Annotated in this window: 21 protein-coding genes; 13 read left to right on the top strand and 8 right to left on the bottom strand. The window is 60.9% G+C overall.

Going from position 1 to position 22750, the window contains the following annotated elements:
• Nucleotides 1–140: 140 nt before the first annotated feature.
• The 5 genes from BFP99_RS14045 to gbcA form a co-directional block, all read right to left on the bottom strand.
• Nucleotides 141–1652: a lytic polysaccharide monooxygenase gene (locus BFP99_RS14045; protein ID WP_065947482.1), complete on the bottom strand. Its 1512-nt coding sequence runs from the start codon at nt 1650–1652 to the stop codon at nt 141–143.
• A 62-nt stretch (nt 1653–1714) separates the two neighbouring features.
• A complete protein-coding gene (locus BFP99_RS14040) occupies nt 1715–2230 on the bottom strand; it encodes a type II secretion system protein (RefSeq protein ID WP_256097731.1) in 516 nt (171 codons plus the stop codon).
• Nucleotides 2217–2597, bottom strand: a complete 381-nt coding sequence (locus tag BFP99_RS14035; RefSeq protein WP_065925445.1) for a type II secretion system protein — start codon at nt 2595–2597, stop codon at nt 2217–2219. The genes BFP99_RS14040 and BFP99_RS14035 overlap by 14 nt, the downstream gene beginning before the upstream one ends.
• Nucleotides 2572–3066 carry a type II secretion system protein gene (locus BFP99_RS14030; RefSeq protein WP_065925444.1) on the bottom strand — a complete coding sequence of 165 codons (495 nt, stop codon included), beginning with the start codon at nt 3064–3066 and terminating at the stop codon, nt 2572–2574. The genes BFP99_RS14035 and BFP99_RS14030 overlap by 26 nt, the downstream gene beginning before the upstream one ends.
• Nucleotides 3067–3995: 929 nt before the next feature.
• A complete protein-coding gene (gene gbcA / locus BFP99_RS14025; protein ID WP_065925443.1) occupies nt 3996–5291 on the bottom strand; it encodes a glycine-betaine demethylase subunit GbcA in 1296 nt (431 codons plus the stop codon).
• A 281-nt stretch (nt 5292–5572) separates the two neighbouring features.
• On the opposite strand from gbcA, the gene gbcB reads away from it, so the two are divergent.
• A complete protein-coding gene (gene gbcB / locus BFP99_RS14020) occupies nt 5573–6673 on the top strand; it encodes a glycine-betaine demethylase subunit GbcB (protein ID WP_065925442.1) in 1101 nt (366 codons plus the stop codon).
• A gap of 86 nt (nt 6674–6759) precedes the next feature.
• On the opposite strand, the gene BFP99_RS14015 is transcribed toward gbcB, so the two are convergent.
• A complete protein-coding gene (locus BFP99_RS14015; RefSeq protein WP_027605982.1) occupies nt 6760–7800 on the bottom strand; it encodes a threonine aldolase family protein in 1041 nt (346 codons plus the stop codon).
• A 90-nt stretch (nt 7801–7890) separates the two neighbouring features.
• On the opposite strand from BFP99_RS14015, the gene BFP99_RS14010 reads away from it, so the two are divergent.
• From BFP99_RS14010 to fdhA, 8 genes are all read left to right on the top strand, one after another.
• The gene (locus BFP99_RS14010) at nt 7891–8619 is read left to right on the top strand and encodes a TraX family protein (protein ID WP_065925441.1); all 729 of its coding nucleotides are present in this window, start codon (nt 7891–7893) and stop codon (nt 8617–8619) included.
• A gap of 170 nt (nt 8620–8789) precedes the next feature.
• Nucleotides 8790–10043: a serine hydroxymethyltransferase gene (gene glyA, locus BFP99_RS14005; protein WP_065947481.1), complete on the top strand. Its 1254-nt coding sequence runs from the start codon at nt 8790–8792 to the stop codon at nt 10041–10043.
• 22 nt (nt 10044–10065) lie between these two features.
• The gene (locus BFP99_RS14000) at nt 10066–11316 is read left to right on the top strand and encodes a sarcosine oxidase subunit beta (RefSeq protein ID WP_010207084.1); all 1251 of its coding nucleotides are present in this window, start codon (nt 10066–10068) and stop codon (nt 11314–11316) included.
• A gap of 15 nt (nt 11317–11331) precedes the next feature.
• On the top strand, nt 11332–11634 hold the full coding sequence (locus BFP99_RS13995) for a sarcosine oxidase subunit delta (RefSeq protein ID WP_003194855.1): 303 nt from the start codon (nt 11332–11334) through the stop codon (nt 11632–11634).
• A complete protein-coding gene (locus BFP99_RS13990; protein WP_027605978.1) occupies nt 11631–14648 on the top strand; it encodes a sarcosine oxidase subunit alpha in 3018 nt (1005 codons plus the stop codon). Before BFP99_RS13995 ends, BFP99_RS13990 begins: the two co-directional genes overlap by 4 nt.
• Nucleotides 14649–14793: 145 nt before the next feature.
• Complete coding sequence (locus BFP99_RS13985) at nt 14794–15426, top strand: sarcosine oxidase subunit gamma (protein WP_027605977.1); 633 nt, start codon at nt 14794–14796, stop codon at nt 15424–15426.
• Nucleotides 15427–15568: 142 nt separating this feature from the next.
• Nucleotides 15569–16426, top strand: a complete 858-nt coding sequence (gene purU / locus BFP99_RS13980; RefSeq protein ID WP_057702207.1) for a formyltetrahydrofolate deformylase — start codon at nt 15569–15571, stop codon at nt 16424–16426.
• Nucleotides 16427–16545: 119 nt separating this feature from the next.
• Nucleotides 16546–17745: a formaldehyde dehydrogenase, glutathione-independent gene (fdhA, locus tag BFP99_RS13975; RefSeq protein WP_053130983.1), complete on the top strand. Its 1200-nt coding sequence runs from the start codon at nt 16546–16548 to the stop codon at nt 17743–17745.
• 135 nt (nt 17746–17880) lie between these two features.
• Here the strand turns inward: fdhA and BFP99_RS13970 are convergent, their stop codons facing one another.
• Nucleotides 17881–18339 carry an anti-sigma factor gene (locus BFP99_RS13970; RefSeq protein WP_065925437.1) on the bottom strand — a complete coding sequence of 153 codons (459 nt, stop codon included), beginning with the start codon at nt 18337–18339 and terminating at the stop codon, nt 17881–17883.
• Between the two features lie 138 nt (nt 18340–18477).
• Here BFP99_RS13970 and BFP99_RS13965 point away from each other — a divergent pair, with 138 nt between their 5' ends.
• Complete coding sequence (locus BFP99_RS13965; RefSeq protein WP_065947480.1) at nt 18478–19050, top strand: DUF2780 domain-containing protein; 573 nt, start codon at nt 18478–18480, stop codon at nt 19048–19050.
• On the opposite strand, the gene BFP99_RS13960 is transcribed toward BFP99_RS13965, so the two are convergent.
• The gene (locus BFP99_RS13960) at nt 19047–19934 is read right to left on the bottom strand and encodes an acyltransferase (RefSeq protein ID WP_065947479.1); all 888 of its coding nucleotides are present in this window, start codon (nt 19932–19934) and stop codon (nt 19047–19049) included. The two genes, BFP99_RS13965 and BFP99_RS13960, sit on opposite strands and share 4 nt — an antisense overlap.
• Nucleotides 19935–20107: 173 nt before the next feature.
• Between BFP99_RS13960 and BFP99_RS13955 the strand changes: the two genes are divergently transcribed.
• From BFP99_RS13955 to creC, 3 genes are read left to right on the top strand one after another with little or no spacing between them, the layout of a single operon-like run.
• Nucleotides 20108–20608, top strand: a complete 501-nt coding sequence (locus BFP99_RS13955; RefSeq protein WP_065925434.1) for a retropepsin-like aspartic peptidase RloA2 — start codon at nt 20108–20110, stop codon at nt 20606–20608.
• 9 nt (nt 20609–20617) lie between these two features.
• On the top strand, nt 20618–21286 hold the full coding sequence (creB, locus tag BFP99_RS13950) for a two-component system response regulator CreB (protein WP_027605971.1): 669 nt from the start codon (nt 20618–20620) through the stop codon (nt 21284–21286).
• Nucleotides 21286–22725, top strand: a complete 1440-nt coding sequence (creC, locus tag BFP99_RS13945; protein WP_065947478.1) for a two-component system sensor histidine kinase CreC — start codon at nt 21286–21288, stop codon at nt 22723–22725. The genes creB and creC overlap by 1 nt, the downstream gene beginning before the upstream one ends.
• The last annotated feature ends 25 nt before the right edge of the window (nt 22726–22750 follow it).

The following is a 22750-nucleotide window of genomic DNA, read 5'->3' as shown; positions in this document are numbered from 1 at the left end:
CCGCCGGTAGGACTGCGTTAGAACCTTTTCAATTCAAGTACATCTTCAACTGTAGCGTTGCTCGATATAAGGCGCCGTGAGGCGCCCTATAACGTTTGGCTCTTATGCTTATCCAGTAACTGAATATGCGTTCGAGCGGGTCATCGAACTTCGTCCCAGGCCTGGTCCCACGCTGTGCCCGTGCCGGGGGCATACGCCCAGGCGGCGCCTGCGCACCACGCGGTGTAGGGGTGAGGTTTGCACTTATAGTTTTTGCCGTTATTGCTCACGATGTCGCCGGCGTTGTACGCAGTGCCTTCTTTGTAGGCCGGATAGTCCCCGCCGCCACTGGAAGGGGTCACGGTAAAGGTCTGCCGCGCCAGGCCGGTCTTGCCATTCTGCTCGTCCCGTACCAGCAATCGCACCTCGTGCTGCGTCGGCTGAGGAACGTTAACCGCCACACCGCTTACAGTCATCTGGTTGTAGGGCCGGTTCATTCCGATAACAGTCCAGCTGTAGAGCAATGGACCGTTGTGCCCCACGGACTGACTGGCGCTGAAGGTAAACGGCCGGCCGGATTGCATGGTGGTGGGCCCGGTTATTTTCGCGACAGGCGCCGTAGGGTTTGTCGGGGTTTCGCTGCCAGGGATGATCGCCATTGCACGGCTGTAACCCTTCGCCAATGTGTAAACCGAGTTGGCGCTGGCATCGCTGGTATTGAATACAATATTGCCGGTTTTTTTTTCTCCTACCTTGGCAATGCTTGGGTTGATCTGATTCGCCAATTGCTGGCCCCATATGTTCGGGTCGAGGTTGCTCGCGGTAATGGGCAGGGTAATGTCCACCACTTCCCTGGCCGCCGGTGTGTTGTCGAGGATGCGGAAGTGGACTGAGTCACCCGGTTTGAGGGTCTCCATGACCTGATCGATGAATTGGCCGATATCGACCCACTGCTCCGGGATTCCGGCACCGACGATGTTGATGTCACTGCAGTTATAGAACCCTTCACCCGCTGGATCGATACGCTGCCACTGCACGAACAGCGTGGCGTTGCCCGTTTGCCCCGATGGGATAGGTACAGCGAACTTGAAGTACCCCGAGGCTCCCGACATGATGGGTGGATTATTGCCCCAGTCGGTTTGCGCGCGCTCGAACTGCTGGGTGTGGATGAGCGTCAGGTCATTCCAGGTCAGCGGCGACCTGGTCGGGTCAAAGCCCGGTTTTGTGAGAAAGACCTTCGCGAAACTGGGCACGTGTGGCGCAGTGCCGATGATGCGCACATCCATCATGCCATTGGTGGGCGTAACGTCGGTGCGATGCCACTGGTCCGACACAATGTTCAGGCCATCTTTCTTGCTGTCAGCCGCCGAACAAAGTTTGCCATCGGGCACTTCTCGTTTGACGATTTCAGGGTCGTTGTAACCCGGTTGCCTGATCAAATGGGCCACTTCATTCCATTGCTGGCCTGGATACTGTCCACTTTTTGCGGCCAAGGCCGCACATCCATTATCGCTCGGGCTTCCTGACCAGAAATCCGGGAGCGTCTTGCAATAGACCTGCCGTGCAATGGGCTTGTCCACCGCACCGTGGGCCATGACCAGCGCCGGTGCCAACAAGACCGCCGCCAACAACCATTTCGCTAAGTGTGTGATGCACCGCTGTAAGTTATTCATGCTTAATCCACCTCAATCCAGATAAACAAGTTCCGAACTGCTGGAACGATCAGTGTGCTTATTCAATTGGCATCATTGGTTGGCTGAACTCCCATGGGAGCGATGCGGGTTGCAGGATTGTTCTGCCCAGGACCAAACAGAAACACCCACCCTTGATAACTGCCTTGTCCTGTAAAACTCTGATTGATGGCTGAAAAATTGCCTTGTTTGAACGGCGTGCCCTGGGCGGTGCTGAACACGCCCATGAACGTTTCGCCTGGGCCCGCGACTACGCCCCATTCGGCGCTGCCAGTCAGCGGATCGGTGTAGGCACGGCGCAGATAGCGCTGGGTGGTGGGTTGGCGACGGTCGAGCACCAGGTCGTCGAGGGACTTGGGGTAGGTGTTGCCGGCGGCGTAGTACAGCCCGATCGCCCGGCGGATTTCATTGCCCCGCGCCAGCAGTTCCAGCTCGCGTTCGCGCTGCAGCACGCTGGACCATAGGGTGCCGACTTCCATCAGCATCACGGCCACCACGGCCACTGTCACCAACATGCCCATGAACACCGAGCCCTGCTGGTTGTGCCTACCAATCTGCATAGGCGCTCCCGTTCGTGTCGGCACCTGTGGCACCGCTGCGTACATCGCCCAGGCCTTGTTCGTCCGAAGGTTGCAGTTGCCAGGTGTCACGCCTGCCGGTCAGCGGGTCCATGGGGATCTCGCGCAGGTAGCGACGGTCCACCAGGGCTTGCAGGGACTCGGGATTGGCGCTGTGGTCCTCGCGGTATTGGTCCAGGGCCTGGCGAATGGAAGACAGGTTGTGGCGCAGCACGGTTTCCTGGGCCTTGGTGTGCTGGCGGAAGTACTGCGGGGTGACCAGGGTCATGAGGGTGGCGATGATCGCCATGACCACCAGCAACTCAATCAGGGTAAAACCCCGATCACCATTGGCTGTATGACGTTCCATTCAAGCTCTCCCGGGTGCTTCGGGATGAAACGTCGAATACATCTTCTCCCTCTTGTGGGTTGTCGGCGCTGCTCTTGTAACTGCGCAATTGCCAGGTTTTGTCAGCCGCCAGCTCGGGACACTCGCAGAATGGGTCCCGGGGAATACGTCGCAGGAAATAGAGTTTGTTGCCTTGCAGATGGGTGTTGTCCGTTACGCCGTCGACCAATACCTGCAGGGAAGGTGGATAACCGCTGTCGGTGATGCTCTTTTCAATGCGGCCATCGTCACTGGCGTCTTTGTAGGCATCGATCGCACGCCGGATTTCCCGCAACGAACGTTGCAGGTCCAGTTCTCGATCACGTTTACCCATCAATGCTGTCAGCGGATAAGCCACTGTCGCAAGCGTGGCCAGCAGGGCCAGCGTCAGTAGTAATTCAATCAGCGTAAAACCTTTGGCGCAGTGATGGCTGGGCTTGCCCTGCCACATCACCGTTCTTCCTCCCGATCAGGCTGCCAAGGACTTCCGCGTTAACCCAGGCCATGGAATTGACTGCAAGGGTGAGTGTAGATGCTGGGTGTTTTTTGTACAGGTTGTGCGGTTACCCACAAACGCTGTGAGCCTGGCTGTGGATAAGGTGTTGGTGGTTATCCACACGCCCCGTAAATCAAGGCCTGCAAGCTCCTGTACGAAAAACGACCAAGCTAAGTTACGGTTTTCTGGTGCTTTTTTGTGTGGATAAGGAGGAAGCAGCGGTTTGAGTTGCCCCCAAAGTCTGTTGGCGCTTCTGTGGATAAGATGTTTGCTATCCGCTACAGGCCTTATGAATAGAGGCTTTCCGTCGTCTGGTTGTTTATTGATCAAATTGCCGCTAAACCCCAGGAATATAGCTGAAACCCTTGGTATATGAAGGTTTGACGCGGTTTTCCACAGCGCTGCCGAAGTTGCCCCCAAAGTCTGTTGGCGGTTCTGTGGATAAGGTGTTTGCGTACCGCTACAGGTCACGTTCTACGTAGCTTGTAGGGTTTTGATCAATAAATGATCAATGTGCCATTGGAACCGTCAACTTGAATAAGTCACGGATTTTCTTCAATTAATTTTGGTTGGATAGCGCAGTTGCCCACAATTGCTGTGGGTGGCTTTGTGGATAAGTTGTTGGGTAAAGGCTGGAGGGCAGGCTGCCAGTGGTCTGCGAGAGAGTTGATCAAATATTAAGCAGTGTGAGGTTCAAATGTGGAAGGGGGCCCTAATGCCGGTCGCGTACATCGCTTCTTGTAGGAGCGAGCTTGCTCGCGAAAAACGTCAACGATAACGCGTGCTTCCTGAATGAACGCGGCGCTTGTGAGTTTTTCGCGAGCAAGCTCGCTCCTACAAAAAGCCTTAAGCCCCCTCCCACAGTTTTGAGTTGTGGGTATCGGTTATTCGTGTGCAGCCACACCCTTGAGGTAAGGCGCCGGGGCTGCGCCGAGGTTGTTCAACATGCGCTCGCTGTACCAGTCCACGAAGTTCACCACGCCGAACTCATAGGTCTTGGAGTACGGGCCAGGCTGGTAGGCGGTGGAGTTGATCCCGCGCTGGTTCTCTTCGGCCAGGCGACGGTCCTGGTCGTTGGTGGCGTCCCACACCTGGCGCATGCGCTCCACGTCGTAGTCCACGCCTTCAACGGCGTCCTTGTGCACGATCCACTTGGTGGTGACCATGGTTTCCTGGGCACTGATCGGCCACACGGTGAACACGATGATGTGGTCGCCCATGCAGTGGTTCCACGAGTGCGGCAGGTGCAGGATGCGCATCGAGCCCAGGTCGGGGTTCTTGATGCGGCCCATCAGCTTGGCGCAGCCCTGCTTGCCGTCCAGAGTCATCGACACGGTGCCCTTGAGCAGCGGCATGCGCACGATGCGGTTACGCAGGCCGAAGCTGGCGTGGGCGTAAGGGATCTTCTCGGCGTCCCAGGCGGCTGCAGAGGCGGCTACGTGGTCCTTGAACGCCTGGTCGGCGCGTGGGTCGGTGACGTCGTCCCATTCCAGCAGGGTTTTCAACAGTTCGGGGTGCGACGCGTTGCAGTGGTAGCACTCGCGGTTGTTTTCCAGCACCAGTTTCCAGTTGGCCTTCTCGAACAAGGTGGTCTGGATCGCCACCTTGGTGTTTTCCATGTCGTACGGTTCCATGTAATGGTTCAGCGTCGACAGGAAGTCATCGATGGCCGGCGGGTTTTCGGCCAGGCTGATGAAGATGTAGCCACCGGCGGTCTTCACGTTCACAGGCTTGAGGCCGTACTGCTTCATGTCGAAGTCGGCACCCATCTCGGTGCCCGCGAACAGCAGGCGCCCGTCCAGCTCGTAGGTCCACTGGTGGTAGTGGCACACGAGCTTGGCGACTTTGCCTTTGTCGCTGGTGCACAGGCGCGAACCCCGGTGGCGGCAGACGTTGTGGAACGCATGCACCACGCCTTCGGCACCACGGATCACGATGATCGGGTTCTTGCCGATTTGCAGGGTCAGGTAGTTGCCCTTGGCGGGAATTTCGCAGGTCATGCCGGCGATCAACCACTCTTTCTGGAAGATCTCCTGCATATCGATATCAAACAGCCGCTCATCAGAGTAGAACGGCTGCGGCAGCGAAAACGTGCGCTCGCGCTCTTGCAGCATTTGCGCGGTGGCCTTGCGTGCGGGTTCCAGCGGATCGCCCAAGCTTAAGGTTGCGGTGACGTCCATCGTGTGTGTCCTCAAGGCCATTCTGTGTGGCCGACGAATAGTGGCTGATCAGGTTTGCAGCAAGGCGTAAAGAAAACGTCGTTGTTGGGAGCGAGTGTGGGGCTGCTGATGCGCCGAACCTTATCCATGAGCGACATGGCCCACTCTGTTCCCGACGCGCAACCCCCGTGGCATGGGGGCTGGTCGCGATAAGTATGTGAATGTCGCAGATAGGTAAATGGGCGGTTCCCGCGTTACGCAGAATCGCCACCATAAGGCCGACGTCGGCGGTGGAGAACAACATGTCCAATAATTTCCTGAATCCGGTAACCACCCAGACCTGGGCCAATGGTCGGCACATCGTCCGTTGCGTCAAAGTCATCCAGGAAACCTGGGATGTGCGCACCTTCTGCTTTATGGCCGACCAGCCGATCCTGTTCTTTTTCAAGCCGGGGCAGTTCGTCACCCTGGAGCTGGAGATCGAGGGTCAGCCGATCATGCGCTCGTACACCATTTCCAGTTCGCCGTCGGTGCCCTACAGCTTCTCGGTGACCATCAAGCGTGTGCCGGGCGGCAAGGTGTCCAACTGGCTGCACGACACCCTGCATGAAGGCCAGGAATTGGCGGTGCACGGGCCGGTCGGGTTGTTCAATGCCATCGACTTCCCCAGCCCGAAAGTGCTGTACCTCAGTGGCGGCGTGGGGATCACGCCGGTGATGTCCATGGCGCGCTGGTTCTACGACACCAACGCCAACGTCGACATGACGTTTATCCACAGTGCCCGCTCGCCCAAGGACATCATCTACCACCGCGAGCTGGAGCATATGGCGTCGCGGATCGACAACTTCAGCCTGCACCTGATCTGCGAAAAGCATGGCCTGGGCGAGCCCTGGGCCGGTTATCGCGGCTACTTGAATCACAAGATGCTCGAACTGATGGTGCCCGACTTCCTTGAGCGCGAAGTGTTCTGCTGCGGCCCGACGCCCTACATGAATGCGGTGAAACGCCTGTTGGAAGTCGCCGGTTTCGACATGGCGCGCTACCACGAGGAATCCTTCGGCGCTACGCCGCCGGAAGCCCGCGCCGACGCGGTGGAGCAGGCCGAGCAAGCGGCGGATGCCCCGGAAATCGACCTGGCGGATCTGCATCAGGTGGAGTTCATCGCCTCGGGCAAGAGCATTCGCGTCGCCCCTGGCGAGACCGTCCACGCAGCGGCGGCCAAGCTTGGTCTGTTGATTCCAAAGGCCTGCGGCATGGGGATTTGCGGGACGTGCAAGGTGATGAAGCTGGGCGGTGAGGTGGAGATGGACCACAACGGCGGGATTACCGAGGAAGACGAAGCCGAAGGCTACATCCTGTCGTGCTGCAGCGTACCGAAGGGCGATGTGCGCATCGAGTTCTGATTGCTCGAGCAGGCACAACACAATCCAAATGTGGGAGGGGGCTTGCTCCCTCCCACATTTGTTTTATGCACATCAGTGAGTCATTGTCAGGCGCCCATGACTTCGCGGATGTCTGCGGCCAATTCTCTTACTCGCTCTTCGTCGGTATCCCACGCGCACATGAACCGCGCACCGCCTTTGCCGATGAAGGTATAGAAGCGCCAGCCCTTGGCCGTCAGCGCGGCAATCGCCGGTTCCGACAGTTGCAGGAACACACCGTTGGCCTGCACCGGGAACATCAACTCCACACCGGGAATATCCGCCACCAGGCTACTGAGCAATTGCGCGCAGTGGTTGGCGTGACGCGCATGTTTGAGCCAGGCGTCGTTTTCCAGCAGTCCCACCCAAGGGGCGGACAGGAAGCGCATTTTCGAGGCCAGCTGGCCGGCCTGTTTGCAGCGGTAGTCGAAGTCTTCCGCCAGTTTGTGGTTGAAGAACAGGATGGCTTCACCCACGGCCATGCCGTTCTTGGTGCCGCCAAAGCACAACACGTCCACTCCGGCTTTCCAGGTCAGGTCGGCGGGTGAGCAGCCGAGGAAAGCACAGGCGTTGGAAAAGCGTGCGCCGTCCATGTGCAGGTTCAGCCCCAGTTCCTTGCAGGTAGCACTGATGGCGCGGATTTCTTCCGGGGTGTAGACGCTGCCGACTTCGGTGGCCTGGGTCAGGGTCACTACGCGGGGTTTGGGGTAGTGGATGTCCTGGCGCTTGAGGGCGATCTCGCGGATCGATTCCGGGGTCAGCTTGCCGTTTTCGGTGCGGGCTGTGAGCAGCTTGGAGCCGTTTGAGAAAAACTCCGGCGCGCCGCATTCGTCGGTTTCGACGTGGGCGGTTTCCGAGCAAATCACGCTATGGTAGCTCTGGCACAAGGAGGACAGCGCCAGGGAGTTGGCGGCCGTACCGTTGAAGGCGAAGAACACTTCGCAGTCGGTTTCGAACAGGTTGCGGAAACCGTCGGCGGCGCGATGGGTCCATTCATCATCACCGTAGGCACGTTGATGACCCTGGTTGGCTTGTTCCATGGCGGCCCAGGCTTCGGGGCAAATGCCCGAATAGTTGTCACTGGCGAATTGTTGGCTCTTGTCGGTCATGGCCCATTCCTGTGGTCGATGTTGGTGCGCACTGTAACCAAGATGGTTGGCGCTGCGCACGCACTGTAAATGCAAAGTCACTGGGGAATTATGCACGGTTCTGAAACGATGCCTGTCGGACGCGTCCGTGATGGCGCTTTGGATTTGCTCAAGTGGCTGGCGCTGCTGAGCATGGTGCTGGACCACCTGCGTTATGTCGGTCTGAGCCTCGATGGCCTGTATGTGCCGGGGCGCCTGGCGTTTCCGTGGTTTTGCCTGGCGATTGCGGCGAACCTGCACCGGGCCCGAAATGCGCCGGTGACCGGCCAGTGGCGCTACCTGGGCTGGCTGCTGCTGTTCAGCGTGATCAGCGAAGTGCCGTATCGGCTGTTTATCGAGGACGCCGATACGTTGAACGTGCTGCCCACCTTGGCGTTGGGGCTGCTGGTTGCCCGAGGATGGCAGCAGAAGGCGTTTTTTGATCGAGGATTGGCGTTGATCGCCGTCACGATAGCGGCGGTATTTTCGTCGCACTTAATGTTCGGTTTCTTTGGTGTGTTGCTGCCACTGGCGATGTTGCTGGTGTTTCGTCGGCCTTGGTACTTCAGTGTGTTGCCAGGATGGGTCTGCGTGGCCGCCAACCAATGGCAGATCCTGCTCAATAGCGCCACGCCAGTGGCGCTCCTGGGATTGGTCGCGTGTCTGATCGCGCCGTTGGCGGGCTTGGTCTTATTGCGACATGCCAAAAATGTCTCGCCACCGCCTATGCGCCGCTGGGCGTATGCCTTATATCCAGTGCATTTCCTCCTGCTGCTACTGGTCCGTCAGATCATCGCCTGACCCCCTCCCACACAAGCCCTATTCCACATTTATTTCGTGGCGCTCCTCTAATGTCGTAAACGCACCTTTGCGTGGCGTGCGCAGGCATTTGGCCTGTCTGCGCCAGCCCTACCATCGCATCAAAGGGCCCTGCACGGGCCTCAACAATACGAAAGGCTGGGAGAGACGCGATGTTCAGCAAACAAGACCAGATCCAGGGATATGACGACGCACTGCTGGCGGCCATGAACGCCGAGGAGCAGCGTCAGGAAGATCATATCGAGCTGATCGCGTCGGAGAACTACACCAGCAAGCGTGTGATGCAGGCCCAGGGCAGCGGCCTCACCAACAAATACGCCGAAGGCTACCCGGGCAAGCGCTACTACGGTGGCTGCGAGCACGTGGACAAGGTCGAGGCCCTGGCCATCGAACGCGCCAAGCAACTGTTCGGCGCCGATTACGCCAACGTACAGCCACACTCCGGTTCGTCCGCCAACAGCGCCGTGTACCTGGCGCTGATCAATGCGGGCGACACCATCCTGGGCATGAGCCTGGCCCACGGCGGTCACTTGACCCACGGTGCCAAGGTGTCGTCCTCGGGCAAGCTGTACAACGCGGTGCAGTACGGCATCAACACCGACACCGGCCTGATCGACTACGACGAAGTCGAGCGCCTGGCGGTGGAGCACAAGCCGAAAATGGTCGTGGCCGGTTTCTCCGCCTACTCCAAGACCCTGGATTTCCCACGCTTCCGCGCTATCGCTGACAAAGTAGGCGCGCTGCTGTTTGTCGACATGGCCCACGTCGCCGGCCTGGTCGCCGCCGGCCTGTACCCGAACCCGCTGCCGTACGCCGATGTGGTCACCACCACCACCCACAAGACCCTGCGCGGTCCCCGTGGCGGTCTGATCCTGGCCAAGGCCAACGAAGAGATTGAAAAGAAACTCAACGCCGCCGTCTTCCCTGGCGCCCAGGGCGGCCCGCTGATGCACGTCATCGCCGGCAAAGCGGTGTGCTTCAAGGAAGCGCTGGAGCCCGGTTTCAAGGCCTACCAGCAGCAAGTGATCGATAACGCCCAGGCCATGGCCAGCGTGTTTATCAAACGCGGCTACGATGTAGTGTCCGGCGGCACCGATAACCACCTGTTCCTGGTCAGCCTGATCCGTCAGGGCCTCACCGGCAAAGAGGCGGATGCCGCCCTCGGTCGCGCCCACATCACCGTCAACAAGAACGCCGTGCCGAATGACCCGCAGTCGCCGTTCGTGACCTCGGGCCTGCGCATCGGCACCCCGGCGGTGACCACGCGCGGTTTCAAGGTGCCGCAGTGCATCGAGCTGGCTGGCTGGATCTGCGACATCCTCGACAACCTCGGCGACGCCGACGTCGAGGCCAACGTGGCCAAGCACGTGTCTGCCCTGTGCGCTGATTTCCCGGTTTATCGCTGAGCGCGGTTTTGGAGTAATGACTATGCAACGCTACTCGGGCTTCGGCCTCTTCAAGCACTCCCTCAGCCACCACGAAAACTGGCAGAAGATGTGGCGCACGCCGACCCCGAAAAAGGTCTACGACGTGGTCATCGTCGGCGGCGGCGGGCATGGTCTGGCGACGGCTTACTACCTGGCGAAAGAGCACGGCATTACCAACGTGGCCGTGGTCGAGAAAGGCTGGTTGGGCGGCGGTAACACAGCGCGCAACACCACCATCGTGCGTTCCAACTACCTGTGGGACGAGTCGGCGCACCTGTACGAACACGCGATGAAATTGTGGGAAGGCCTGTCCCAGGACCTGAACTACAACGTGATGTTCTCCCAGCGTGGCGTCTACAACCTGTGCCACACCCTGCAGGACATCCGTGATTCCGAGCGTCGCGTCAGCGCCAACCGCCTGAATGGCGTGGATGGCGAGCTGCTGAATGCCAAGCAAGTGGCCGACGAGATTCCGTATCTGGATTGCTCGAAAAACACCCGTTACCCGGTACTCGGTGCCACCGTGCAACGTCGCGGCGGCGTGGCTCGTCACGATGCCGTGGCCTGGGGCTTTGCCCGCGCCGCCGACGCACTCGGCGTGGACCTGATCCAGCAGACCGAAGTGATCGGCTTCCGCAAGGAAAACGGCGTGTGCATCGGTGTGGAAACCAACAAGGGCTTTATCGGCGCCAAGCGCGTCGGCGTGGTGACCGCCGGTAACTCCGGGCACATGGCCTCGCTGGCGGGCTTCCGCCTGCCGATCGAATCCCACCCGCTGCAAGCGTTGGTGTCGGAGCCGATCAAACCAATTATCGACAGCGTGATCATGTCCAACGCCGTGCACGGCTACATCAGCCAGTCCGACAAGGGCGACCTGGTGATCGGCGCCGGTATCGACGGCTACAACGGCTACGGCCAGCGCGGCTCGTACCCGGTGATCGAACACACCATCCAGGCCATCGTCGAGATGTTCCCGGTGCTGTCGCGGGTGCGCATGAACCGTCAGTGGGGCGGCATCGTCGACACCACGCCGGATGCGTGCCCGATCATCTCCAAGACCCCGGTACCGAACATGTTCTTCAACTGCGGTTGGGGCACCGGTGGCTTCAAGGCCACGCCGGGCTCAGGCAACGTATTTGCCGCCAGCCTCGCGAAGGGTGAAATGCACCCATTGGCGGCGCCTTTCTCCATCGACCGTTTCCACAACGGTGCGTTGATCGACGAACACGGCGCTGCGGCCGTCGCCCACTAACAGGAGAAATTCCCTATGTTGCATATCTTCTGTCCTCACTGTGGCGAACTGCGCTCCGAAGAGGAATTCCACGCGTCCGGCCAAGCGCACATCCCGCGCCCGCTGGACCCGAATGCCTGCACCGACGAGCAGTGGGGCGACTACATGTTCTTCCGCGATAACCCCCGTGGCCTGCACCACGAACTGTGGATTCACGCCGCCGGTTGCCGCCAGTACTTCAACGCGACCCGCGACACCGTGACCTACGAAATTCTTGAAACCTACAAGATCGGTGAGAAGCCTCAGTTCACCGCCAAGGCCTCTGGAGAGAAGGTATGAGCCAGATCAATCGCCTGTCCAACGGTGGCCGGATCGACCGTAACAAAGTCCTGACCTTCAGTTTCAATGGCCAGAGCTACAAAGGCTTCGAGGGCGACACCCTGGCCGCTGCTTTGCTGGCCAACGGCGTCGATATCATCGGCCGCAGCTTCAAGTACTCGCGCCCACGGGGCATCTTTGCCGCCGGCGCCGAAGAGCCAAACGCCGTGCTGCAGATCGGCGCTACCGAAGCCACGCAAATCCCTAACGTGCGCGCCACGCAACAGGCGCTGTACCAGGGCCTGGTCGCCACCAGCACCAACGGCTGGCCGAGCGTCAACAACGACATGATGGGCATCCTCGGCAAGGTCGGCGGCAAGCTGATGCCGCCGGGCTTCTACTACAAAACCTTCATGTACCCGCAATCGTTCTGGATGACCTACGAGAAGTACATCCGCAAGGCCGCCGGCCTGGGGCGCTCGCCGACCGAGAACGATCCGGACACCTACGACAACTTCAACCGTCATTGCGACGTGCTGGTGGTCGGCGCCGGCCCTGCCGGCCTCGCCGCTGCACTGGCTGCAGCACGCAGTGGTGCGCGGGTGATCATTGCCGATGAGCAGGAAGAGTTCGGTGGTTCGCTGCTCGACTCCCGCGAAAGCCTCGACGGCAAGCCGGCCACCGAGTGGGTCGCCAGTGTCATCGCCGAACTGAAAGCCCTGCCGGACGTGGTGCTGCTGCCCCGCGCCACCGTCAACGGCTACCACGACCATAACTTCCTGACCATCCACGAGCGCCTTACCGACCACCTCGGTGACCGTGCGCCGATTGGCGTGGTGCGCCAGCGTATCCACCGTGTACGTGCCAAGCGCGTGGTGCTGGCCACCGGTGCGTGCGAGCGTCCGCTGGTGTACGGCAACAACGACGTGCCGGGCAACATGCTGGCCGGTGCGGTGTCCACCTACGTGCGCCGCTACGGCGTGGCACCGGGCAAGAAACTGGTGCTGTCGACCAACAACGACCATGCCTACCGCGTTGCATTGGACTGGCTGGATGCGGGCCTGCAAGTGGTGGCAGTGGCCGATGTGCGCCACAACCCACGCGGTGCATTGGTTGAAGAAGCCCGCGCCAAAGGTATTCGTATCCTCACCGGCAGCGCCGTGATCGAGGCCCGTGGCACCAAGCGCGTGACCGCTGCGCGTATCGCCGCGATCGACGTCAAGGCGCATAAAGTCACCAGCCCCGGCGAATGGCTGGACTGCGACCTGGTGGCCAGCTCCGGCGGCTACAGCCCGGTGGTCCACCTGGCCTCGCACCTGGGCGGCAAGCCGACCTGGCGCGAAGACATCCTCGGGTTTGTACCGGGCGAAGCCCCGCAGAAACGTGTGTGCGTCGGTGGCATCAACGGCGTCTACGGCCTTGGCGATTCCCTGGCCGATGGTTTTGAAGGCGGCGTGCGCGCCGCCAGCGACGCCGGTTTTGCCCCGGTGGAAGGTACGCTGCCAAAAGCCTTGAGCCGTCTGGAAGAGCCGACCCTGGCGCTGTTCCAGGTGCCTCACGAGAAAGCGACCGCACGGGCGCCGAAGCAATTTGTCGACCTGCAAAACGACGTCACCGCCGCCGCCATCGAACTGGCCACCCGCGAAGGTTTCGAGTCGGTGGAACACGTCAAGCGCTACACCGCGCTGGGCTTCGGCACCGACCAGGGCAAGCTCGGTAACGTCAACGGCCTGGCGATTGCCGCGCGCTCGCTGAACGTGACCATCCCGCAGATGGGCACCACCATGTTCCGCCCCAACTACACGCCGGTGACCTTCGGCGCGGTGGCGGGCCGGCACTGTGGGCACATCTTCGAGCCGGTGCGCTACACCGCCCTGCAAGCCTGGCACGTGAAAAACGGCGCCGAGTTCGAAGACGTCGGCCAATGGAAACGCCCGTGGTACTTCCCGCGCAACGGTGAAGACCTGCACGCTGCGGTGAAACGCGAATGCCTGGCCGTGCGCGACAGCGTCGGCCTGCTGGATGCGTCCACCCTCGGCAAGATCGATATCCAGGGCCCGGATGCCCGTGAGTTCCTCAACCGCATCTACACCAACGCCTGGACCAAGCTCGACGTGGGCAAGGCGCGCTACGGCCTGATGTGCAAGGAAGACGGCATGGTCTTCGACGACGGCGTTACCGCCTGCCTCGCCGACAACCACTTCCTGATGACCACCACCACCGGCGGCGCCGCCCGTGTGCTGCAGTGGCTGGAAATCTACCAACAGACCGAATGGCCGGACCTCAAGGTGTACTTCACCTCGGTCACCGACCATTGGGCGACCATGACCCTGTCCGGCCCCAACAGCCGCAAGCTGCTGGCGGAAGTCACCGACATCGACCTGGACAAGGACGGCTTCCCGTTCATGACCTGGAAAGAAGGCCTGGTGGGTGGCGTACCGGCGCGGGTGTTCCGTATCTCGTTTACCGGTGAGCTGTCGTACGAAGTCAACGTGCAGGCCGACTACGCCATGGGCGTGCTGGAACAGATCGTCGCGGCCGGCAAGAAGTACAACCTGACCCCGTACGGCACCGAAACCATGCACGTACTGCGGGCCGAGAAGGGCTTCATCATCGTCGGCCAGGACACTGACGGCTCGATGACCCCGGACGACCTGAACATGGGCTGGTGTGTCGGTCGCACCAAGCCGTTCTCGTGGATCGGCTGGCGCGGCATGAACCGGGAAGACTGTGTGCGTGAAGAGCGCAAGCAACTGGTGGGCTTGAAGCCGATCGACCCGAACGTGTGGCTGCCGGAAGGCGCGCAACTGGTGTTCGATCCGAAGCAGACGATCCCGATGAAGATGGTCGGTCACGTCACCTCCAGCTACGCGCACAACTCCCTGGGTTATTCGTTTGCCATGGGCGTGGTCAAGGGTGGCTTGAAGCGCATCGGTGAGCGGGTGTTCTCGCCCCAGGCGGATGGCAGCGTGATCGAGGCGGAGATTGTGTCTTCGGTGTTCTTTGATCCTAAGGGTGATCGGCAGAACATCTGATAGACCGCGGCGCGGCCATCGGGAGCAAGTCGAATCGTCGCACCGCCCCTCCCACATTTTGATGTGTGAATACTTTCAAATGTGGGAGGGGGCTTGCTCCCGATGAGGCCATCAGCCTCACAACAGAATTCAGGAAAGGTGCTCCATGACAGCAGCCAATGTTTACCAGCAACGCCCCACCTCCGGTGCCAAGGCCGAGTCGTCGCTGCACCATGCCGACCTCGCCAGCCTGGTCGGCAAGGGCCGCAAGAACGCCGGCGTGACCGTGCGCGAAAAGAAATTGCTTGGTCATCTCACGATCCGTGGCGACGGCCATGACGCGGCCTTCGCCGCCGGTGTGCACAAGGCCCTGGGCATCGAACTGCCTGGCGCCCTGCAGGTCATCGTCAAAGGTGAAACCAGCCTGCAATGGCTCGGCCCGGATGAGTGGTTGCTGATCGTGCCAGGCGGTGAGGAATTCGCCGCCGAACAAAACCTGCGCGCCGCCCTGGGTGACCTGCATATCCAAGTCGTCAACGTCAGCGGCGGCCAGCAAATCCTCGAACTCAGCGGCCCGAACGTGCGCGATGTGCTGATGAAGTCCACCAGCTATGACGTGCACCCCAACAACTTCCCGGTGGGCAAGGCGGTGGGCACGGTGTTCGCCAAGTCGCAGCTGGTGATTCGCCATACCGCTGAAGACACCTGGGAGCTGGTGATTCGTCGCAGCTTCTCGGATTACTGGTGGTTGTGGTTGCAGGACGCCTCGGCCGAATTTGGCCTGAGCGTTCAAGCCTGATATGACCCTGTAGGAGCGAGCTTGCTCGCGAAAAACGTCAACGATAACGCGCGCATCCTGAATGAACGCGGCGCCCTTGGATTTTTCGCGAGCAAGCTCGCTCCTACAGTAAGCAGCATCGCTGTATGAGGAGTTAACTGTAATGAGCCGCGCACCCGATACATGGATTTTGACCGCCGACTGCCCCAGCGTGCTCGGCACGGTGGACGCGGTTACCCGCTACCTGTTCGAGCAGGGCTGTTACGTCACCGAGCACCATTCGTTCGATGACCGCCTCTCGGGCCGGTTTTTTATTCGCGTGGAATTCCGTCAGCCGGATGGCTTCGACGAACAGGCGTTCCGCGACGGCCTGGCCTCGCGGGGTGAAGCCTTTGGCATGATCTTCGAGCTGACGGCGCCGAACTACCGGCCAAAAGTGGTGATCATGGTCTCCAAGGCCGATCACTGCCTCAACGACCTGCTGTACCGCCAGCGTATCGGGCAACTGTCGATGGACGTGGTCGCGGTGGTGTCCAACCATCCCGATCTCAAACCTTTGGCCGACTGGCATCAAATTCCCTACTACCATTTCCCCCTCGACCCTAACGACAAACCGTCCCAGGAGCGTCAGGTGTGGCAAGTGGTGGAAGATACCGGCGCCGAACTGGTGATCCTTGCGCGTTACATGCAAGTGCTGTCGCCGGAGCTGTGCCGCAAGCTGGACGGCAAGGCCATCAATATCCACCACTCGTTGCTGCCGGGGTTCAAGGGCGCCAAGCCGTATCACCAGGCGTACAACAAGGGGGTGAAACTGGTCGGTGCCACGGCGCATTACATCAACAACGACCTGGACGAAGGCCCGATCATCGCCCAAGGTGTGGAGGTGGTGGATCACAGTCACTATCCCGAGGATTTGATTGCGAAGGGGCGGGACATCGAAGGGTTGACCTTGGCCCGGGCCGTTGGGTATCACATTGAGCGACGGGTGTTTTTGAACGCCAATAGGACTGTGGTGCTCTGACTGCCCCCGATGAGGCCCTGACAAACAACACAAGCAACAGCATCTGTACCCGAGCACTCAACGCGCTGCCCACCCAAGAGGGCAACGCAGTTCCATAAAAACAACAGCGAGGTGAAAGCATGTCTGGTAATCGTGGTGTCGTGTATCTCGGCAACGGCCAGGTCGAAGTACAGAAAATCGACTATCCCAAAATGCAGGATCCCCGTGGCAGGAAGATTGAGCACGGCGTCATCCTGCGCGTGGTCTCCACCAACATCTGCGGCTCCGACCAACACATGGTGCGCGGCCGCACTACTGCCCAGACCGGACTGGTGCTCGGTCACGAGATCACCGGTGAAGTGATCGAGAAGGGCAGCGACGTCGAAAACCTGAAAATCGGCGACCTGGTTTCCGTACCCTTCAACGTCGCCTGCGGGCGCTGCCGCTCGTGCAAAGAGCAACACACCGGCGTGTGCCTGACCGTCAACCCTGCGCGTGCCGGTGGTGCCTACGGCTACGTCGACATGGGCGACTGGACCGGCGGCCAGGCCGAGTACGTGCTGGTGCCGTACGCCGACTTCAACCTGCTGAAACTGCCGGACCGCGACAAGGCCATGGAGAAAATCCGTGACCTGACCTGCCTCTCCGACATTCTCCCCACCGGCTACCACGGCGCCGTCACTGCCGGCGTTGGCCCTGGCAGCACCGTGTACATCGCCGGTGCCGGTCCGGTCGGCCTGGCGGCTGCCGCGTCTGCACGCCTGCTGGGTGCCGCGGTGGTGATCATCGGCGACGTCAACCCGATCCGCCTGGCCCACGCCAAGGCCCAGGGTTTTGAAATTGCCGACCTGTCCACCGACACCCCCCTGCACGAACAAATCGCCGCGCTGCTCGGCGAGCCCGAAGTGGACAGCGCCGTCGACTGCGTAGGCTTTGAAGCCCGCGGCCACGGCCACGACGGCGTCAAGGCCGAAGCCCCGGCCACAGTGCTCAACTCACTGATGGGCGTGGTGCGCGTGGCGGGCAAGATCGGTATCCCTGGCTTGTACGTCACCGAAGATCCAGGTGCTGTGGATGCCGCCGCGAAAATGGGCAGCCTGAGCATCCGCTTCGGCCTGGGCTGGGCAAAATCCCACAGCTTCCACACTGGGCAAACGCCGGTGATGAAGTACAACCGCCAACTGATGCAGGCGATCATGTGGGACCGTATCAACATTGCCGAGATCGTTGGTGTGCAGGTGATCAGCCTGGATGACGCACCGCGTGGGTACGGCGAGTTCGATGCGGGCGTGCCGAAGAAGTTTGTGATTGATCCGCATAAGTTGTTTAGTGCGGCGTAAATCCCAGGCATACGAAAACCCAAATGTGGGAGGGGGCTTGCTCCCGATAGCGTTCAGTCAGTTACCTATTTGCTGGCTGACTCAACGCCATCGGGAGCAAGCCCCCTCCCACAGTGGGTTGTGGTGTTTGGAACATCAGCGGTTGGCCAAAGCCCCCTGATAGACGGTCGGTCCCGTCGGTTGCTTGCTCACTGAGCCGCCTTTGCTCTCCGCACTCACCATCAATTCCACCGGTTTGCTGATCGAGGCCTGCTGCCTCGGGTTCAAGCCGATGATGCCCTCGCCATCCTTTGGTATCAGTCCAAGTGACACGGGCTTGCCGCCGTCGGGTATCGCCCACAGTTCCAGGCTCTGGTCCGGCGCGGGTGCGGTGATGGCGATGGGTTGCACTTCCAGGTAATCCTTGTGCGCCATGATCTGCGCCGCCGGCTGTTGGGTGGTGGTGATCAGGGTGGCGGCGGACTTGACGTTGTCCTGGGTGTAAAACGCGCCGCCGAGGCCGGCGACTATGGCCACGCACACACCGATAAACAGACGGGGGCGGCTCCAGAAGGGGGGCTTGGGCTCAATCACTTGGGGACGGGTCGCGCTCATAGGGCTGTTTCCTGGCAAGTTTTTGACGTTGTTTCATGGACTCTGACCTGGCCATTGGGTTCCTGGGGCGCCCGGAACAATGCGCCGGATACCCAGTCAAACGCCTGCTTTCACCCCCTACACCCAGAGGTTGTCTCGATGAAGATTTCACGCGGTTTCGCCTTTTCCTGCCTGATGAGCCTGGCCGCCACCCCGGTGTTTGCCGCAGGGTTCAGCCTTGGCGACGCGGCCAATGCCATTTCCGGCATGCAAGGGGGCAATAACAAGGCCGCAGCTGCTGCACCGTCGTCCGAGACGGCCGGCCTGCTCAGCGCCCTGACCTCGCAACTGAACATCACTCCCGAGCAGGCCGTCGGCGGTACCGGCGCGATGCTGGGCCTGGCCAAGAACAAACTCAGCGGCAACGACTATTCGCAGCTGGGCAACAGCGTGCCGGGCCTCGACCAACTGTCGGGTAACAATGCATTGGGCAGCCTCGGGGCCTTGAGCGGGATGCTCGGCCAGGCCGGCGGCAGCAAGACCAGCGGCCTGGACGGCCTGCTGGGTAACGTGAAGAACACCAGCGACCTGAACACCGCGTTCAGTGCGCTGGGGATGGACAGTGGCATGGTCGGCCAGTTTGCCCCGGTGATCCTGCAATACCTGGGCGGGCAGGGCGCCAACAGCTCGCTGCTGGGTAAACTGGCCCAGGCCTGGGGCACCGGTAGCTAAATACGCTCCGCGCGCAGTTGTTCGATGCGCGCATCCTTCTGCGTCCAGAGCTGGTTGACCCAGTTCTGGACGGTCTGGCGAAACGCCGGATCATTCTCGTAATCCCCCTGCCACAACGCCGGGTCCAGCTCACGGGTCTGGATGTCGATGATCACCTTGGGCACCGCGCCGCTGATCAAATCCCAGAACCCCGGAATCTTTTGCTGCGGATAGACCACGGTCACGTCGAGCACGGCGTCCAGCTGTTCGCCCATTGCCGCCAGCACAAACGCCACGCCGCCCGCCTTGGGCTTGAGCAAGTGAGTGAATGGCGAAGCCTGCTGCTTGCGCTTGGCCTCGCTGAACCGCGTGCCTTCGAGGTAATTGACCACGGTCACCGGCTGGCGCTTGAACAGCTCGCACGCCTCCTTGGTGATCTTTAAATCCTGCCCTGCCAGCTCCGGGTGTTTGGCCAGGAACGCCTTGGTGTAGCGTTTCATGAATGGGTAATCCAGTGCCCACCAGGCCAGGCCCAGGAAGGGCACCCAGATCAGTTCTTTTTTCAGGAAGAATTTGAAGAACGGTGTGCGGCGGTTGAGGGCCTGGATCAGCGCCGGGATGTCCACCCAGGATTGGTGGTTGCTGATCACCAGGTAGCTGGTGTCGCCGCGCAGCTCGTCGCCGCCGCGAATGTCCCATTGGGTGGGGATGCACAAGGCGAAAATAAGCTTGTCGATCTCGGCCCAGGTCTCGGCAATCCACATCACCGCCCATGAGGCGTAGTCCCGATAGCGCCCGGGCGCCACCAGTTTGAGCAGGGCAAACACCAGCAGCGGCCCGATCAAGACCAGGGTGTTGAGCAACAGCAGCAGTGAAACCAAACAGCCGGTGAGCAGGCGGCGCATAAGTAACTCTTGGAATCTTGTGGGCGGGCCATCATAAGCAAGCTGAGTCTAGAGGCCAAATCGCAAATGGCCGTACGAATGTTTCACAATGTGCCAGTTATGGTGGGCGTGACTAACTAAGTGCTGTCTTTGCGGTCTAGAATCCGCCTACTTCTTTCCGAGGAAATCACTTCGTGAAACTGCTTCTTGCCTCCCTCGCCCTGGTTGCCCTGCCTGTCATGGCCGCCGAGCCGACCCTTTACGGTCGCTACGAATACATCCAGTTGCCGGAGATCGGCGAAACCTTCAAGGCCAAAATGGACACCGGCGCGCTGACCGCCTCGCTGTCGGCCCGTGACATCGAGACCTTCACCCGTGACGGTGACGACTGGGTGCGCTTCCGCCTCGGCGGCAAGGACGCTACCAACAAGGTTTACGAACACAAGGTCTCGCGCATCAGCAAGATCAAGAGCCGCGCCGACGAAGACGACGAAAAAGACGAAGCCTCTGTGACCAAGCGCCCGGTGATCGACCTGGAAATGTGCCTGGGCAACGTCAAGCGTACCGTCGAGGTCAACCTCACCGACCGCAGCAGCTTCAATTACCCGTTGCTGATCGGCGCCAAGGCCTTGCGTGAATTTGGCGCAGCAGTAAACCCGGCCCGTCGCTACACTGCCGACAAACCGGACTGCTGATTTGAACCCATGCCCCACATCCTGATTGTCGAAGACGAAGCGGCGATAGCCGACACGCTGATATTCGCCCTGCAAGGCGAGGGCTTTACCACCACTTGGCTGAGCCTCGGCCAGGAGGCGTTGGCCCATCAGCGCCAGACCCCGGCCGACCTGATCATCCTCGACATCGGCCTGCCGGACATCAGCGGTTTTGAAACCTGCAAGCAATTGCGCCGTTTCAGTGAAGTGCCGGTGATGTTCCTCAGCGCGCGGGATGGCGAGATCGACCGCGTGGTGGGGCTGGAGATCGGCGCCGACGATTATGTGGTCAAGCCGTTCAGCCCACGGGAAGTGGCGGCGCGGGTGCGGGCGATCCTCAAGCGCGTCGGCCCTGGTGTGGCGCCGGCGCTGTTCCAGGTCGATCTGGAGCGCATGCAAATCAGCTATCGCGGCCAACCCCTGAGCCTGACCCGGCATGAATTCCGCCTGCTGCAAAGCCTGCTGGAGCAACCCGAGCGGGTGTTCAGCCGCGAGCAGCTGCTGGACGCGGTGGGCGTGGCGGCCGACGCCGGTTACGAGCGCAATATCGACAGCCACATCAAGAGCCTGCGCAGCAAGTTACGCAGCGTGGCCGCCGATGCCGAGCCGATCCAGACCCATCGCGGCCTCGGCTACAGCTACAGCCCGAGCAACAGCTGATGCGCCTGGGGCTGCGGATTTTCCTGGTGTATGCGCTGTTTATCGGCCTCACCGGTTACTTCGTGCTCAGCACCGTGATGAAGGAAATCCGCCCCGGCGTGCGCCAGTCCACTGAAGAAACCCTGGTGGACACCGCCAACCTGCTGGCCGAAATCCTGCGCGATGACGTGAAGCACGGCACCCTCGGCCAGAGCCACTGGCCCGAATTACTCAAGGCCTATGGCAACCGCCAGCCCGGCGCGACCATCTGGGGGCTGGCGAAAAACCAGGTCAACCACCGTATCTACGTGACCGACGCCAAAGGCACCGTGCTGCTCGACTCCACGGGCGAAGCCGTGGGCCAGGACTACTCGAAGTGGAACGACGTCTACCTGACCCTGCGCGGCGAATACGGCGCGCGCTCCACCCGTAGCGCAGCGGATGACCCCACCTCATCGGTGATGCACGTCGGCGCACCGATCCGTGATAACGGGCAGATCATCGGCGTGGTCACCGTGGCCAAGCCCAACAGCTCGTTGCAGCCGTATGTCGACCGCACTGAGCGCCGCCTGCTGTGGTACGGCGCGGGCCTGGTCATCCTCGGCCTGTTGCTCGGTGCGTTGCTGTCGTGGTGGCTGAGCGTTGCACTGCGTCGCCTGACCGCCTACGCCGAAGCCGTCAGTGAAGGCCGAAGGGCAGAGCTGCCGCATTATCGCGGCGGCGAGCTGAAGCAGCTGTCCACCGCCGTCGAGCACATGCGCACGCAACTGGAGGGCAAGGCCTACGTCGAACATTACGTGCACACCCTGACCCATGAATTGAAAAGCCCGCTGGCAGCGATTCGCGGCGCGGCCGAGCTGTTGCAGGGCGAGATGAGCCGCGAACAGCAGCAGCGCTTCGTCGGCAATATCGACAGCGAAAGCGCGCGCCTGCAGCAGTTGATCGAACGTCTGCTGAACCTGGCGCAGGTGGAGCAACGCCAGGGGTTGGAGGCGCAGGCGAGTATCCCGCTGGCGGCCTTGGTCGATGACGTACTCAACGCCCAATGTGCGCGAATCGAAGGCGCCGGGCTGCACGTCGAGCAAGGGATTGCGGCGGATGTGAAGGTGTTTGGCGAGCCCTTCCTGTTGCGCCAGGCACTGGGCAACTTGCTGGACAACGCGCTGGACTTCACACCGCCCGGTGGCGTGTTGAGATTCAGCGCACAGACGCTGCACAACGACGTGCAGGTGAGCCTGTTCAATCAGGCCGCGCCTATCCCCGACTATGCCCTGCCGCGCCTCAGCGAGCGCTTCTATTCCTTGCCGCGTCCCGTAAGCGGACGCAAGAGCACCGGCCTGGGCCTCAACTTTGTCGAGGAAGTCATGAAGCTGCACGGCGGCACCTTGCAGATCGGCAATGTGCCGGGCGGTGTGCACGTGGTGCTGCATCTCCACACAGTCTCCACATTGCCCACATAAATCCCCCACACAGGCTGTCCAGACT

Source organism: Pseudomonas sp. 1 R 17 (assembly GCF_900067035.1).
Classification (GTDB): Bacteria; Pseudomonadota; Gammaproteobacteria; order Pseudomonadales; family Pseudomonadaceae; genus Aquipseudomonas; species Aquipseudomonas marginalis.
Note: the sequence above shows the minus strand (reverse complement) of the source record. Positions and strands in the feature narration are given on the sequence as shown.

Excerpts from the sequence above, each read along its gene's own strand:
- BFP99_RS13970 (WP_065925437.1), bottom strand. The coding sequence starts at position 18,339 with ATGAGCGCGACCCGTCCCCAAGTGATTGAGCCCAAGCCCCCCTTCTGG.
- BFP99_RS13985 (WP_027605977.1), top strand. The coding sequence starts at position 14,794 with ATGACAGCAGCCAATGTTTACCAGCAACGCCCCACCTCCGGTGCCAAG.
- creC (WP_065947478.1), top strand. The coding sequence starts at position 21,286 with ATGCGCCTGGGGCTGCGGATTTTCCTGGTGTATGCGCTGTTTATCGGC.
- BFP99_RS13995 (WP_003194855.1), top strand. The coding sequence starts at position 11,332 with ATGTTGCATATCTTCTGTCCTCACTGTGGCGAACTGCGCTCCGAAGAG.
- glyA (WP_065947481.1), top strand. The coding sequence starts at position 8,790 with ATGTTCAGCAAACAAGACCAGATCCAGGGATATGACGACGCACTGCTG.
- BFP99_RS14010 (WP_065925441.1), top strand. The coding sequence starts at position 7,891 with ATGCACGGTTCTGAAACGATGCCTGTCGGACGCGTCCGTGATGGCGCT.
- creB (WP_027605971.1), top strand. The coding sequence starts at position 20,618 with ATGCCCCACATCCTGATTGTCGAAGACGAAGCGGCGATAGCCGACACG.
- gbcB (WP_065925442.1), top strand. The coding sequence starts at position 5,573 with ATGTCCAATAATTTCCTGAATCCGGTAACCACCCAGACCTGGGCCAAT.
- purU (WP_057702207.1), top strand. The coding sequence starts at position 15,569 with ATGAGCCGCGCACCCGATACATGGATTTTGACCGCCGACTGCCCCAGC.
- BFP99_RS14035 (WP_065925445.1), bottom strand. The coding sequence starts at position 2,597 with ATGGAACGTCATACAGCCAATGGTGATCGGGGTTTTACCCTGATTGAG.
- BFP99_RS14030 (WP_065925444.1), bottom strand. The coding sequence starts at position 3,066 with ATGTGGCAGGGCAAGCCCAGCCATCACTGCGCCAAAGGTTTTACGCTG.
- fdhA (WP_053130983.1), top strand. The coding sequence starts at position 16,546 with ATGTCTGGTAATCGTGGTGTCGTGTATCTCGGCAACGGCCAGGTCGAA.
- BFP99_RS13965 (WP_065947480.1), top strand. The coding sequence starts at position 18,478 with ATGAAGATTTCACGCGGTTTCGCCTTTTCCTGCCTGATGAGCCTGGCC.
- BFP99_RS14015 (WP_027605982.1), bottom strand. The coding sequence starts at position 7,800 with ATGACCGACAAGAGCCAACAATTCGCCAGTGACAACTATTCGGGCATT.
- BFP99_RS13960 (WP_065947479.1), bottom strand. The coding sequence starts at position 19,934 with ATGCGCCGCCTGCTCACCGGCTGTTTGGTTTCACTGCTGCTGTTGCTC.
- BFP99_RS14045 (WP_065947482.1), bottom strand. The coding sequence starts at position 1,652 with ATGAATAACTTACAGCGGTGCATCACACACTTAGCGAAATGGTTGTTG.
- BFP99_RS13990 (WP_027605978.1), top strand. The coding sequence starts at position 11,631 with ATGAGCCAGATCAATCGCCTGTCCAACGGTGGCCGGATCGACCGTAAC.
- gbcA (WP_065925443.1), bottom strand. The coding sequence starts at position 5,291 with ATGGACGTCACCGCAACCTTAAGCTTGGGCGATCCGCTGGAACCCGCA.
- BFP99_RS14040 (WP_256097731.1), bottom strand. The coding sequence starts at position 2,230 with ATGCAGATTGGTAGGCACAACCAGCAGGGCTCGGTGTTCATGGGCATG.
- BFP99_RS14000 (WP_010207084.1), top strand. The coding sequence starts at position 10,066 with ATGCAACGCTACTCGGGCTTCGGCCTCTTCAAGCACTCCCTCAGCCAC.